Origin of the sequence: Massilia forsythiae, assembly GCF_012849555.1 — a bacterium.
In the GTDB taxonomy this organism is placed as follows: domain Bacteria; phylum Pseudomonadota; class Gammaproteobacteria; order Burkholderiales; family Burkholderiaceae_D; genus Telluria; species Telluria forsythiae.
The window spans coordinates 4,107,599-4,120,931 of record NZ_CP051685.1 but is presented as its reverse complement, the minus strand read 5'-3'; the positions used below and the strand labels follow the sequence as shown (position 1 = coordinate 4,120,931).

Sequence of the window (13,333 nt, the reverse complement as noted above, 5' to 3'; positions counted from 1 at the left end):
TCCATCCATGATCCGAATCGAGCAACTGACCAAACGCTATGGCGAGCGCCTCGCCGTCGACGGCCTGGACCTGCGCGTCGGGCCGGGCGAGATCTATGCCCTGCTCGGCCCCAACGGCGCCGGCAAATCGACCACGATCGGCTGCCTGCTGGGCTTCGTCCGGCCCGACGGCGGCCGCATCGAGCTGGCCGGATCGACGCTGGCGCCGGCCGAGGCGGCGATCCGCCACGCCGCCTACATCGCCGAGAACGTGGCGCTCTACGAGCGCCTCACCGGCGTCGAGAACGTCGAATTCTTCATGCGCCTGCTGGGCCGGCGCCCCACGCCGGCGCAGATCGAAGCGCTGCTGGAACGGGCCGGCCTGCCGCGCCACGCCTGGCACCGGCCGGCGCAGGGCTACTCGAAAGGCATGCGCCAGAAGGTCGGCATCGTGATGGCGCTGGCCAAGGGCGCGCAAGTGCTGGTGCTGGACGAGCCGACCTCGGGCCTGGACCCGGAGGCCAGCGTGGCCTTCGGCGCCCTGGTGCGGGCACTGGCGGACCAGGGCGCGGCCGTGATCATGGCCACCCACGACCTGCTGCGCGCACAGGAACTGGCGGACCGCTGCGGGGTGCTGGTGGCGGGCCGCCTGATCGATGAATGGAACCTGGGAGACCTGCATGCGGGCGAACTCGAACGCAACTACCTCGGCAGCCTCGGCGGCCATGCCTGACGCCGGCGGCGGCTTCGTCGCCGCATTCCTGGCCGCCTGGCAGGCCGACTGGCGCCAGCGCCGGCGCGACTGGCGCGTGGCGCTGGTGCTCGGCATCGGCGTGGCGCTGGCCGCCTGCGCCGCGCTGCTGGCGGCGCTCGACCTGGCGCAGACGCGCGCGGCGCGCCAGGCCGCGGCCGACGCCGAACGCACGCGCTGGGTCCACCAGGGCGGCAAGGATCCGCATGCGGCCGCGCACTACGGCGTGTACGTGTTCAAGCCGCTGCCGGCGCTGGCCGCGCTCGATCCGGGGGTCGAACGGTATGTCGGCGCCGGCATCTGGCTGGAGGCGCACAGGCAGAACGACATGGTGTACCGCCCGGCCGCCGACGACGGCGGCGCCGAGCGCCAGTTCCGCCTCAGCCCGGCGCTGGTGCTGCAGGTGCTGGCGCCGGCAGCCATGGTATTCCTCGGCTTCGGCATGTTCGCCGCCGAACGCGAACGCGGCATGCTGCCGGCGCTGCGCCTGAACGGCGCGCGCCTGGGCGCCATCGCGGCGGCGCGCGCGGCGGTGCTACTGTGCCTGGCGCTGGCGATGTCCTTGCCGGCCTGCGCCGCGATCGTCCTGTCGACCTGGCAGGCCGGCGCCGCCGAACCGTTCGCCGACGCGGCCTTGCGCGGCGCGCTGTTCGGCGCCGGCTACCTGCTGTACCTGGTTACCTGGGCGGCGCTGGTGACGGCCGCCTCGGCGCTGGCGCCGACACTGCACGCCAGCCTGGCGCTGCTGCTCACGGCCTGGACCGTGCTGGTGCTGGTGCTGCCGCGCGCCGCCGTCGAACTGGCGCAGGCGGCGGCGCCGCTGCCGACGTTGCAGGCGTTCCGCCAGGGCATCGACGACGAACTCGGCATGCCGGAGGACCCGGCCGAGGCCGAGCGCGCCAGGCGCGCGCTGCTGGCGCGCTACGGCGTGGCCGACGCGGTGCAGGGCGCGCCCGGTGCGCTGCCGGTCAACTGGCGCGGCATCGGCCTGATGCAGGGCGAAGAGCACGGCAACCGCATCTTCGACCGCCACTACGGCCGCCTGTACGATGCCATGGCGCGCCAGGACCGGGCCATGGCGCTGGCCGGCTGGCTGTCGCCGGCAGCGGCCGTCGCCGGGCTGTCGAGCCGGCTGGCCGCCAGCGACAACGCCGCCCACGTCGAATTCGTGCGCGCCGCCGAACGCCAGCGGCGCCTGGTCCAGGCCCTGCTCAACGCCGAAGTGGTGCGCCACCCGGACCGCGCGGGCGCGCGCTACCAGGCCGGCGCAGATCTGTGGCGCAGCATCCCGCCGCTGCATTTCGCCTATGCGCCGCTCGACCTGCGCGCCGTGCTGGTGCGGCATGTGCTGCCGCTGCTGGCGCTGTGCGCCGCCGCGGTGGCGCTGGCCGCCGCCGCACTGCACCGCCTGCGACTCGGGAGCGCCAGATGACCCGGCTGATCACCCTGATTGCCTACGACCTGCGCATGCTGCGGCGCGACCGCGGCGCCCTGCTGCTGATGGCGGCGGCGCTGCTGCTGGCCCTGTACGGCCTGTTCGAAGGCGTGCGCTTCCAGCGCCACACCCAAGCCGCGCAACGCGCCGCGGCCGCGCAGGAAAGCGGCGCCCGGCGCGCGGCCGAGGACCTGGCGGCGCGCTACTTCGCCGATCCGGACGCGCCCGAATTTGCGGCCCTGCTGTGGTACCGCACGCCGGTCGACGTGCGCGGCTACGCGTTGCGCGAACACGTCGCCTTCGCCAGCCGTCCGCTGCTGCCCGGGGCAGGCCTGGCCATCGGCCAGGCCGACGTGCAGCCGCCGACGGTGCGGGTGCGCGCCGAATCGATGGACTCGGTGCGCACCGCCGGCGAGATCGAACACCCGGCGCGGCTGGCCGCCGGCCGCTACGACCTGGCGTATTTCACGGTGTACCTGTGGCCGCTGATGTTGCTTTCCCTGTGCGCCTCGGTGCTGACCCGCGAGCGCGAAAGCCGGCGCCTGCGCAGCCTGCTGCTGCAGGGTGTGCGCCCGGGCCTGCTGCTGGCGGCGCAGGCCGGCGCGCGCAGCCTGCTGGCGACCGTGCTCCTGGTCGCGGCGGTCGGCGCGGCGGCGCTGGCCGCCGGCAGCGTGCCGGCCACGGGCGCCGGCCTGGCGGCGCTGGGCTGGTGGAGCGCCGTCACGCTGGCCTACTCCACGTTCTGGGCCGCGGTGGCGATGGCGGTGTGCGCGCTCGCCGCCGACCGCCCGAGCGCCGCCTTCGCCGGCTTCGGCCTGTGGCTGCTGTTCGCGGTGGTGCTGCCGGGCGCGCTCGACGCCGCGCTGCGCATCGGCGCGCCGCTGCCGGCGCGCGAACGCTACGTGCAGGCGCTGCGCGACGCCGGCGACCGCGTGGCCGCCGACGGCGCCGCCAGCCTGGCGCGCTTCTACGACCGCCATCCGCAATGGAAGCCGCGCCGCACGGCGCTGGACCAGGTCCCCGCCAGCGTGTCGCGCCTGCAGCGCGCGCAGGAACTGGAACTGGCCATGCGCGGCGTGGACGCCGAATTCGCCGCGGCGCAGGCGGCGCGCGCCGGCTTGTCCGCGCGCCTGAGCGCCTTCAGTCCGGCCACGCTGGCCAGCCAGGCCTTCGCCACGGTCGCCGGCAACGACGCGGCGCGCTACCAAGACTTCATCGGCGAAGTGGCGTCCTACCAGGGCGGCCTGCGCGACTTCTTCCAGGGCGCGATCCAGCGCGCCGCGCTCGGCGACGAGCGCGCGCCCTGCCCGCGCACCTGCCTGGGCGGCTATGGCTTCCGCGACTTCGACCGGGTGCCGCTGTTCGCCGCCTCGCCCGGCCTGGCGCGCCAGGCGCCGCCGCCGGCGCGCACGCTGGCCCTGCTGGCCTGGGCCGCCGCCTTCGCCGCGCTGGCGCCGGGGGCGCTGCGTCTTGCACGTGCGCGCCATGACGGCTGACGCAGGCTTTTCACATCGAGGAAATCGCGCCGTGCCGTCCATGCCCCGCGGCGCCGGCATCGCCGCGGCGCCCGCATCGCAGGCTGCCGGACGCACGCGACCTTCCTTCCCTTTCGTTTTTTCCACCGGAGCTTTCACCTTGCCTCGACCGACCCGCTTCCACCCGTCCCGTCCACCCGCCCGCGCGCCGCTGCGCGCCCTCCCGCATGCCGTGCTGCTCGGCTGCGCCCTCGGGTGCCCGGCCGTCGCCTGTGCCGACGAGGACGTACTCGACGACACGCCGGCCCAGGTGGTCGAAATCCGCGGCAGCAAGGAAGAACAGGCGCGCATCGCCGCCGGCAGCGGCGCCAGGTCGCTGCCGTCCACGGTCACCAGCATCACCTCGGACGACATCGCCACCATCAACGTCGGGCGCGATATCTCCAACGTGTTCCGGCGCGTGCCGGGCGTGGTGGCCAACAACATCGACCAGGGCGACACCGGCAACGGCTTTCGCATGCGCGGCTTCGCCACCCAGGGCACGCACGGCGCCGACACCGCGGTGTACGTCGACGGCGTGCCGCAGAACATGCCGTCCAGCCAGGGCGGCGCCGGCCACGGACCGGTGTTCCTGGAATGGCTGACGCCGGACATGATCGCTACCATCGACGTGATCAAGGGGCCGGTCTCGGCACTGTACGGCGACCAGAACCGCGCCGGCGCGGTCGACATCGCCACGCGCGAAGGCGGCGCCGCCACCGCCTCCAGCGCGGCGCTGACGCTGGAGAGCTACCGCGGCCGGCGCGCCTCGCTCACGCTGTCCGGCGAGCACGAAGGCACGCGCTCGCTGCTGGTGGCCGACCGCTACCTCACCGACGGCTTCCGCCGCGGCGCCCATAACGACCGCATCAACGTCTTCTGGAAGCTGTCGCGCACCATCGGCGACGGCGTCTACAGCCTGCGCGCCAGCTACTACCGCGCCGACTACGCCGGCGCCGGCTACCTGCTGCTGCCGTCCCTCGAAGCCGGCCTGGATCCGCGCGCGGTGCAGTACGACCTGCCCGGCTTCGGCGATGCGCACCGCAAGAGCGTGGTGTTCAACCGCCGTCCGGCCGGCGGTGAAGCCGGCTGGTCGGCCACCGCCTACGTCGAGGGTTTCGAGCGCAGCCGCGCGATCACCACCAGCACCACCCAGCACACCTTCGGCTACGACGAGCGCGACATCTACGGCGCGCGCCTGGCGAATACCTGGACCTTCGGGCAAGCCGCCGTGCTGAGCGCCGGCGCGGAGGCGCGCAAGGACCAGGGCGACGCCTACCGCCGCCAGTACCGGCTGCGCCAGCCGACCGCCAATTACATCAACGACCAGTACCTGAACCTGCGCACCTACGGCGTGTTCGCACAGGGCCAGTACCGCATCCTGCCGGACTTCAAGCTGCACGGCGGCGCGCGCTACGACCGCTTCGACTACGACCTGGTCAACCGCAAGCTGCCGGCGGCGTCGACCGGCTACCAGGGATCGGTGTTCACGCCGAAGGCCGGCGCGCTGTGGAGTGCGTTGCCGCGGCTGGACCTGTTCGCCAACGTGGCGCAGGGTTTCCGCTCGCCGGCCGCCGAGCAGATCAGCGCCAGCGGCAATCTGGGGCCGCTGGGCGCGCCGGGCGGGCGCGTCAACGCGTCGATCGCGCCGAGCAAGGTACGCTCGCACGACCTCGGCTTCGACGCGCGCCCGCTGGACGGCTGGCAGTTGTCCGGCGCCGTGTACCGCATCACCAACGACGACGAGATCGTCAACACCGCGCCGGACGTGTATGTCGCTTCCGGCCGCACCACGCGCGAGGGCTACGAATTCGATGCGCGCTGGCAGGCCACGCGCGCGACCAGCGCCTACCTCAGCTACGGCCGCATCCTGCGCGCCCGGCTCGACAACCCGACGCCCGGCACCGGCGCCCTGCTGTCGGTGCCGGCGCACACCTGGAAAGGCGGCGTCCAGTACCGCGGCGAACCCGGCGCCGGCCGGCTGACGCTGAACGGCGACGTCTACGTCACCGCGCGCAACCCGTACTACGCCGGCACACCGTCGACGCTGCGCGCCATGCCGACCTACGTGCGCTACGACGTCAAGGCGACCTACGACCGCGGCCCCTACCAGGGTTCGCTGTACGCGGTGCTGCAGCCGCACCGCTTCGCCAGCGACATCGCCTACGGCACCACGGCCGGGCTGCTGGTGTCCACGGTGCCGAAGACGCAGCTGGGCGCGTCGCTGCGGCGCTTCTTCTGATGCGCGCCGACGACCCGGCGAAGGAGAGCGCATGAACAAGCTGCGCGGCCTGGGCGATGCGGTCGGCGTGCTGGCCTCGGCGCTGTGCCTGGTCCACTGCCTGGCCGCCCCGCTGCTGCTGCTCGCCGTGCCGGTGCTGGGCGGAGAACGCGGCGAATCCGGCTTCCACCAGGCCATGGTCGGCGCCGCGCTGTTCGCCGCACTGGCCGGGCTGGCGCCGGGCTGGCTGTCGCACCGGCGCGCGCTGGTGCCGCTGCTGGGCGCGGCCGGCATCGGCTGCCTCGCCACGGCGGTGTTCGCGGTCGGACCGTCTTACGGCGACGCGGCGGAGACCTGGCTCAGCATCGCCGGCGCCCTGCTGCTGACGACGGCGCACCTGCGCAACCGCGCCTGCTGCCGGTGCTGCCGTCCCGGAAACGCCGGCTGATCGCCCCGCCCCCGTGCGCATCATGCACCTTGGTTAAGATCAATTACGCATAAACACGCATCGATAGAATGGCCTTGTAGACAAGATTGCTTTATTTGAAAGCCAGTCGCCGAGACCATGACAATCCATGCGCCCCACCAGCCGCGCGCGCCGATGCGCGTGCGCGGGCAGGACGGCAGCTTCGCCGTCCTGTTCGTGTCGATCCTGTCGCTGCTGATCGCGTGCTGCGCGTTCGCGATGGATGTCGGCCCGCTCTACAACCGCAAGGTGGAGCTGCAGGGCATCGCCAGGGCGGCGGCGCTGGCGGCCTCGGGCAAGTTGAACGGCACGACGGCGGGCCTGGCGGCGGCCAGGGCCGCCGCGCGCGCAGCGGCCGAGCGCCTGGTGTACCGGTACAAGCTGCCGGTGGCCTGGAGCGACGGCGCGCTCAGCTTCGCCAGCGCGCCGGACCGCTACGGCAGCTGGATCCCCTCCACGCAGACGGCCGCCCCGACGGCGCTGTACTACGCCAGGGTGGACACGGCGGCCCTGGGCCCAGGCACCGGCGACGTGACCAACGTGTTCATGTCGATCGCCTCGGCCACGCTGTCGCGCGCCAGCCTGGCCGACAGCGCCATCGCCGGCCGCATCGACATCGACGTCACGCCGCTGGCGGTGTGCGCCATGTCGCCGCAGGCGGCGGCGCCCAGGGCCAATCCGGGCGCCCCGGCCGACGAACTGGTCGAATACGGGTTCCGGCGCGGCGTCAGCTACGACCTGATGCAGCTGAACCCGGACGGCGACAAGCCGGTGCGCTTCCTGGTCAACCCGTACGTCCTGCCCGGCACCGACAAGACCGCTTCGCTCGATCCCTCGACCAACGGCCCGCTGCTGTGCGCCGGCAACATGTGGATGCCGCGGCTGGCGGGCGGCACCATCCAGGTCTCGTCGCTGCCCGCCAACGGCCCGCTGAACTCGATCTACATGCACCTGAATTCGCGCTTCGACCAGTACACCTCCTACCTGTGCACGCCGAACGGCGGGCCGCCCGATTTCAACGTCAAGGCGTATGCGCACAACGCCGCCGGCGGCACGCCCTGGATGCTGCCGGCCATCGGCAACCTCGCGGCGCAGACGACGCAGGTACGCGGCCGGCTGGAAACCATCGCCGACCTGCCGGCGCCGCCCGCGGGCACCACCGCGGCCGCCTACGGCCCCTTGTGGGCGTATGCCGGCGCAGCCAGCCATGCGCCGTTGCAACCCGGCGCCGCCGGCGCGGCGTTCGGTCCAGGCGACTGGCCGGCGCTGTATCCGTCCGGCCCGACCGCGTCCGGCTACCCGACCGCGGCGGCGGCGCCCTACCACGCCACCAGCGGCCCGACCTATGCCGCGCCCGGCGGGGCGCACCTGGAAATGGCGACGGCGCAGCGGCGCGTGCTGAACATCCCGCTGCTGGCCTGCCCGGTGAGCGCGGGCGCGAACGTCAAGGCCACGCCGCTCGCCGTCGGGCGCTTCTTCATGACCGTTCCGGCCGACAGCAACCGGCTGGTCGCCGAATTCGCCGGCGTGCTGCCCCTGTCCTCGCTGATTGGAAAAGTGGAGCTGTTCCCATGACACCGACCTCTTCGCCCCCCAGGCCGCGCCACCCTCGTTGCCGGCGGCGCCAGCGCGGCGTCGCCGCCGTGGAAGCGGCGGTACTGATCCCGGTCATGCTGGTGCTGTTCACCTTCCCCGTGTTCCTGGCGCGCGTGTACTGGCACTACACCGTCGCCCAGAAAGCCGCCCAGGATGCGGCGCGCTACCTGTCCACGGTATCGCGCCAGGAAATGCGCTCGACGACGCTGTCGGCGGCGGCATCGAACGTCGCCACCGCCATCGCCCGCACCGAACTGGCCGAACTGGCGCCCGAAGGATCGTCCGCCACGCCCATCGTGCAATGCGACATGCGGCCGTGCGGCTCGCAAGCCGGGGTGGTGCCGGGCACGGTGCGGGTCGCGGTGACCTTCAACATGTTCGATACCTTCTTCGGGGTGGTCGATAGCGGACGCTATGGACTGAGGATCAACGCTGACGTGACGATGGATTATGCCGGCATCTGACACCACAACGCGCCCGCAGCGGCGCCCCGGGCACCGGCAAGCCGGGACCACCGCGGTCGAATTCGCGCTGCTCGCCGCGGTCTTCCTGCTGTTCCTGTTCGCCGTGCTGGAACTCATGCGGCTGCTGTTCGTCTACAACACGCTGCAGGAAGTCACGCGCAGGAGCGCCGCCGCCGCGGTGAACGTGTACGCACGCGATGCGGCGCAGCTGGCGCGCATCCGCCAGGACGCCGTATTGCGCACCTCGGCGGGCGCACTGGTGCTGGCGCCACCGATCACGGATGCCAACGTACGCATCGATTATCTCGCCCTGGTGCGCGACGGCAGCGGCGCGCTGGCGCTGCAGGACATCCCCGAAAGCCAGCTTCCCAACTGCGTCGGACAGAACCTGCAGATCTGCACCGCCAACCCGAACGCGCCCAATTGCATCCGCTTCGTGCGCGCGCGCATCTGCGATACGGCCAATGCCGGCGCCTGCGATGCGGTGACATCCGGCGTGCTGTTCCCGATGGTGAACGTGAACGTACGGCTCGACCGCGCCACCACGATCGCCACGGCGGAGTCGCTGGGTTACCGGCCCGGTACGCCGCCGTGCGCGGCGCCGCCGCCGAGCTGAGTCGATCCGGGCTGCAAGGTGGAGCGCCGCGTCAACGCGCCTGCGCCTCGGCATCGATGCGCGAGGTCGCGGCGGTATCGCGCATGAACCAGCACACCACCAGCGTGCAGGCGATCACCGCGGTGGTGTACCAGTAAAAGGCGCTCTCCATCTGCACCGACTTGAACCACAGCGCGATGTATTCGGCGGTGCCGCCGAACACCGACACCGCCACGGCATACGGTACGCCCACGCCGGTGGCGCGGATGGTGGCCGGGAACAGTTCGGCCTTGACCAGCGCATTGATCGAGGTATAGCCGGAGACGATGACCCAGGCGCAAGCGATCAGGCCGAAGGCTTCCCACGGACCGCTGGCATTGCGGATGGCGGTCAGCAGCGGCACGGTGAAGACGGTACCGAGCAGGGCGAAGCCCAGCAGCAGCGGACGGCGGCCGATGCGGTCGGACAACGCCCCATACAGCGGCTGCAGGCACATGGCGAACAGCAGCGAGGCGGCCGACACGGCGGTCGTCTGGGCATCGCTCAGGCCGACCGACAGGCGCAGGAACTTCTGCATGTACACGGTATAGACATAAAAGGCCAGCGTGCCGCCCATGGTCAGGCCGATCACCAGCAGCACTTCCTTCGGATGCTGCGCCAGTTGCTTCAGGCCGCCCATCGGCTTGGCCGTCTTGCGTGCGGCCTCGAACGACTGGGTTTCGGGCATGTCGTGACGCATGCGCAGCGCCACCAGGGCGAGGATGGCGCCGGCGAAGAACGGGATACGCCAGCCCCAGGCGCGCAACTGCGCGGCGTCGAGCAGGAAGTGCTGCAGCACCAGCAGCAGCAACAGCGCCAGCAACTGGCCGCCGATCAGGGTGACGTACTGGAAGCTGCTGTAGAAACCGCGGTGCCGGGATTCCGCCATTTCGGACAGGTAGGTGGCGCTGGCGCCGTATTCCCCACCCAGGCTGAGGCCTTGCAGCAGCCGCGCCAGCAGCAGGACGATCGGCGAGACGATGCCGGCGGCGGCGTAGGTGGGCGCGCAGGCGATCAGCAGCGAACCCAGGCACATCAACAGCACCGACGCCATCAGCGCCACCTTGCGGCCGTGACGGTCGCCCAGGTGGCCGAACAGGATGCCGCCCAGCGGGCGCACGAAGAAGCCCAGCGCAAAGATGCCCGCCGTCGACATCATCTGGGCGGTGGGGTCCTGGGCCGGGAAGAAGGAGTTCGCGAAATACAGCGCGAACGCGGCGTAGCAGTAGAAATCGAACCATTCCACCAGGTTGCCGGCGGAGCCGACGAAAATGGCGCGCACGCGGGTGCCGGAAATGCGCTCGGCGCCGCCTTGCCGTGCCCCGGCGAACGTCTGGGTCGTCTCGGTCGTCATGCCCTGTCTCCTGTCATTGTAAGAATCCCGATTGTGGCCTGCCCACGCCCGCCGCACATCCGCAAATCCGGCGCGCCGCGCTCCGTAAAACTACGGAGAGCCTCGCGCCCGCATGGCAAAGCTGCTATCGTTGCTCCGATCCTCTTCCGGACTTGCATGCCCTTCCCGTTCAAACCACACCATTGGCGCAACGCCGTGGCCCTCGTCGCCGTACTGGCCCTGATCGCGGCGTCGGGCAACTGGGCCGAGCAACGCGAACTGCAGGCCAAGACCGAGGCCCTGCGCCAGGCCGCCGATGCCCACGTGCTGGGTTTGCGCGGCCTGGTGGAACGGTACGACTTGCTGCCGCATGCCGCGGCCCGCCATCCCGACGTGCGCGGCCTGCTGCACGCGTCGGGCGACACGGCGCTGCGCGCGCGCGTGAACGGCTACTTCGCCGAGCTGCAGAACACCACCGGCGCCGCCGCCCTGTTCCTGGTGAACCGCACCGGGCTGACGCTGGCCGCCAGCAACTGGGATGCGCCGACCAGCTTCGTCGGGCAGTCCTACCGCCGGCGCCCGTACGTCGAGGATGCCTTACAGGGACGGCGCGGCGTGTTCTACGGCCTCGGCCTGACCACCGGGCAGTCCGGCCTGTTCATCGCCGAACCCGTGCGCGCGGGGCGCGAGGTGCTCGGCGTCGTGGTCATCAAGATCAGCCTGGAACCGCTGCAAGCCAGCTGGCGGCGCGGCGCCACCCCGGTGGTACTCCGGGACGGCCGCGGCATCGTGTTCCTGAGTTCGGTACCGGCCTGGCTGTTCCGCAGCGTCCGCGCGCTGTCGGCCGCCGACCTGCAGTGGGTCGCCGCGCACGGCCAGTACGGCCGGCGCGAACGCTTCGATGCATTGCCGTGGACGATGCAGGCCGCGGACGGCATGGGCGGATTCACGCTGCGCACGCAGGTGGCGGCGCACGACACGGATTTTCTCGCGCTCGACACGCTGCTGCCGGAACTCGGCTGGACGCTGACCGTGACCGAGGACCTGCGCGAGGTACGCCAGGCGCGCCGCCTGGCGCTGGCGCTGGCGGCGCTGGCGGCGGCCCTGCTGCTGCTGGCGGTGCTGTACTGGCGGCTGCGCGAGCGGCGCTACGCGGAGCAGCGTTCGGCCCGGCTCGAACTGGAGCGCCGCGTCGAGGAGCGCACGCGCGACCTGCAGGAAGCGCACGCCTTCCGCAAGGCCATGGAAGACTCGCTGCTGGTCGGCATGCGTGCGCGCGACCCGCAAGGCAAGATCATCTACGTCAACCCTGCCCTGTGCGCCATGGTGGGCTACGGTGCGGAGGAGCTGCTCGGGCGCTACCCGCCCTACCCGTACTGGCATCCGGACGACCTGGAAAAGCAGGCGCGCGACAGCGACAATGCCTTGCGCGGCCGCGCCGCGCCGCACGGCTTCGAATCGCGCATCCGCCACAAGGACGGACACGACGTGATCACCATGGTCTATACCGCGCCCCTGATCGACGCCGGCGGCGTCCACCGGGGCTGGATGAGCTCGGTCGTCGACATCACCGCCCAGAAGCATGCCGAGGCGCGCCAGCGCGACCAGGAAGTGCGCCTGCAGCGCAGCGCGCGCCTGGCCAGCGCGGGCGAGATGGCATCCACGCTGGCGCACGAGCTCAACCAGCCCTTGATGGCCCTGTCCAATTTTGCCGTGGCCGCGCGTGCGCTGGCGGAGCGCGGCGTGCCGGGCATGCTGACCGGCGCGCTCGACGACATCGTCGAACAGTCCCGTCGCGCCAGCGAAATCGTCAAGCGCGTACGCGCCATGATCAACCCGCAACGCGGCGACCACGAGCGCCTGGCCGTGGGCGAGGTGCTGCGTCACGCCGGCTGTCTCCTGAAACCCGAGCTCGAGCGCCATGCCATGACGCTGCGCCTGGTGCTGCGGGACGCGCAGGCGCAAGTGCGCGGCGACCGGGTCCTGCTCGAACAGGTGCTGGTCAACCTGATCCACAACGCCATGCACGCCATGCAGGACCAGCCGCGCCACCGGCGCCGGATCGTGGTGGACAGCGCGCCCGACGCGCACGGCATCCGCGTGGCGGTGAGCGACCTGGGTCCCGGTATTCCCCCCGACCAGGTCGACCAGGTGTTCGCGCCCTTCTTCACCACCAGGCCCGACGGACTGGGACTCGGCCTGAACATCTGCCGCACCATCGTCGAGGCCCACGGCGGCACGCTGACGGTCGACAACCGCCCCGGCGGCGGCGCCACCTTTTCCTTTACCTTGCCCACCGTGCCATGAAAGACCTGCCGCTGACCCTGTACGTCGTCGACGACGACGAAGCCCTGCGCCGTTCGATGCTGCTCCTGCTGTTTTCCCAGGGCCTGGCGGTGCGGGCCTTCGCATCGGGCGAAGCCTTCCTGGACGAGGTCGACGTGCGCCATCCGGGCTGCGTGATCCTCGACCTGCGCCTGGGCGGCATCAGCGGCCTGGGCGTGTTCGAACGCCTGCGCGCGGCGCACAGTCCCCTGGTGACGCTGTTCCTGTCCGGCCACGGCGACATCCCCACCGCGCTCGAAGCCGTGCGGCGCGGTGCCTACGACTGGGTGACCAAGCCGGACACGCAGCAATTGCTCGACAAGCTGCCCGGCGCCGTGGCCGAAGCGCGCGCCCGCGGCCAGGCGCAGCGGCTGTGGGACGAATTGACGCCACGCGAACGGGAAGTCGCGCGGCTGGTGGGCCTGGGACAGCCGAACAAGGAAATCGCCCGGGTGCTGGTACCGCCATGCGGTCCGCGCTCGGTCGAAACGCACCGCGCCAATATCTTCGACAAGCTGCGCTGTGGCAACGACAACGAACTCGGACGCTGGCTGGCGGCGTATCCGTGGCTGGGATGATTGCTGTTCCGGAAGCCGTCTGCGAAGACGGCTGGGG

The 13,333-nt window shown here is 71.6% G+C and carries 11 protein-coding genes; 10 read left to right on the top strand and 1 reads right to left on the bottom strand.

The window, feature by feature from the left end:
- Positions 1-7: 7 nt before the first annotated feature.
- The 8 genes from HH212_RS17545 to HH212_RS17510 all read left to right on the top strand — a co-directional run bounded on the left by HH212_RS17545 (position 8) and on the right by HH212_RS17510 (position 9,042).
- Positions 8-712, top strand: a complete 705-nt coding sequence (locus HH212_RS17545; RefSeq protein ID WP_170203648.1) for an ABC transporter ATP-binding protein — start codon at positions 8-10, stop codon at positions 710-712.
- A complete protein-coding gene (locus HH212_RS17540) occupies positions 705-2,162 on the top strand; it encodes a DUF3526 domain-containing protein (RefSeq protein WP_170203647.1) in 1,458 nt (485 codons plus the stop codon). Before HH212_RS17545 ends, HH212_RS17540 begins: the two co-directional genes overlap by 8 nt.
- Entirely contained in the window at positions 2,159-3,661 is a 1,503-nt protein-coding gene (locus tag HH212_RS17535) for a DUF3526 domain-containing protein (RefSeq protein ID WP_170203646.1), read from the top strand. Before HH212_RS17540 ends, HH212_RS17535 begins: the two co-directional genes overlap by 4 nt.
- Positions 3,662-3,800: 139 nt before the next feature.
- A complete protein-coding gene (locus HH212_RS17530) occupies positions 3,801-5,921 on the top strand; it encodes a TonB-dependent receptor (protein ID WP_229217328.1) in 2,121 nt (706 codons plus the stop codon).
- A 31-nt stretch (positions 5,922-5,952) separates the two neighbouring features.
- Positions 5,953-6,348 (top strand): MerC domain-containing protein, encoded by a 396-nt coding sequence (locus tag HH212_RS17525; RefSeq protein WP_170203645.1) that lies wholly within the window; start codon positions 5,953-5,955, stop codon positions 6,346-6,348.
- A 117-nt stretch (positions 6,349-6,465) separates the two neighbouring features.
- Positions 6,466-7,941 carry a pilus assembly protein TadE gene (locus HH212_RS17520; protein WP_170203644.1) on the top strand — a complete coding sequence of 492 codons (1,476 nt, stop codon included), beginning with the start codon at positions 6,466-6,468 and terminating at the stop codon, positions 7,939-7,941.
- A complete protein-coding gene (locus HH212_RS17515) occupies positions 7,938-8,426 on the top strand; it encodes a TadE family protein (protein ID WP_170203643.1) in 489 nt (162 codons plus the stop codon). The genes HH212_RS17520 and HH212_RS17515 overlap by 4 nt, the downstream gene beginning before the upstream one ends.
- Entirely contained in the window at positions 8,413-9,042 is a 630-nt protein-coding gene (locus HH212_RS17510) for a TadE/TadG family type IV pilus assembly protein (RefSeq protein WP_170203642.1), read from the top strand. The genes HH212_RS17515 and HH212_RS17510 overlap by 14 nt, the downstream gene beginning before the upstream one ends.
- A 31-nt stretch (positions 9,043-9,073) precedes the next feature.
- Here the strand turns inward: HH212_RS17510 and HH212_RS17505 are convergent, their stop codons facing one another.
- Positions 9,074-10,414 carry an MFS transporter gene (locus HH212_RS17505; protein WP_170203641.1) on the bottom strand — a complete coding sequence of 447 codons (1,341 nt, stop codon included), beginning with the start codon at positions 10,412-10,414 and terminating at the stop codon, positions 9,074-9,076.
- Positions 10,415-10,609: 195 nt separating this feature from the next.
- Between HH212_RS17505 and HH212_RS17500 the strand changes: the two genes are divergently transcribed.
- Positions 10,610-12,700, top strand: a complete 2,091-nt coding sequence (locus HH212_RS17500; protein ID WP_229217327.1) for a sensor histidine kinase — start codon at positions 10,610-10,612, stop codon at positions 12,698-12,700.
- A complete protein-coding gene (locus HH212_RS17495; protein WP_170203639.1) occupies positions 12,697-13,296 on the top strand; it encodes a response regulator transcription factor in 600 nt (199 codons plus the stop codon). Before HH212_RS17500 ends, HH212_RS17495 begins: the two co-directional genes overlap by 4 nt.
- The last annotated feature ends 37 nt before the right edge of the window (positions 13,297-13,333 follow it).

Coding starts and splice junctions, on each gene's coding strand:
- HH212_RS17535 (WP_170203646.1), top strand. CDS start 2,159: ATGACCCGGCTGATCACCCTGATTGCCTACGACCTGCGCATGCTGCGG.
- HH212_RS17495 (WP_170203639.1), top strand. CDS start 12,697: ATGAAAGACCTGCCGCTGACCCTGTACGTCGTCGACGACGACGAAGCC.
- HH212_RS17545 (WP_170203648.1), top strand. CDS start 8: ATGATCCGAATCGAGCAACTGACCAAACGCTATGGCGAGCGCCTCGCC.
- HH212_RS17540 (WP_170203647.1), top strand. CDS start 705: ATGCCTGACGCCGGCGGCGGCTTCGTCGCCGCATTCCTGGCCGCCTGG.
- HH212_RS17515 (WP_170203643.1), top strand. CDS start 7,938: ATGACACCGACCTCTTCGCCCCCCAGGCCGCGCCACCCTCGTTGCCGG.
- HH212_RS17505 (WP_170203641.1), bottom strand. CDS start 10,414: ATGACGACCGAGACGACCCAGACGTTCGCCGGGGCACGGCAAGGCGGC.
- HH212_RS17525 (WP_170203645.1), top strand. CDS start 5,953: ATGAACAAGCTGCGCGGCCTGGGCGATGCGGTCGGCGTGCTGGCCTCG.
- HH212_RS17520 (WP_170203644.1), top strand. CDS start 6,466: ATGACAATCCATGCGCCCCACCAGCCGCGCGCGCCGATGCGCGTGCGC.
- HH212_RS17510 (WP_170203642.1), top strand. CDS start 8,413: ATGCCGGCATCTGACACCACAACGCGCCCGCAGCGGCGCCCCGGGCAC.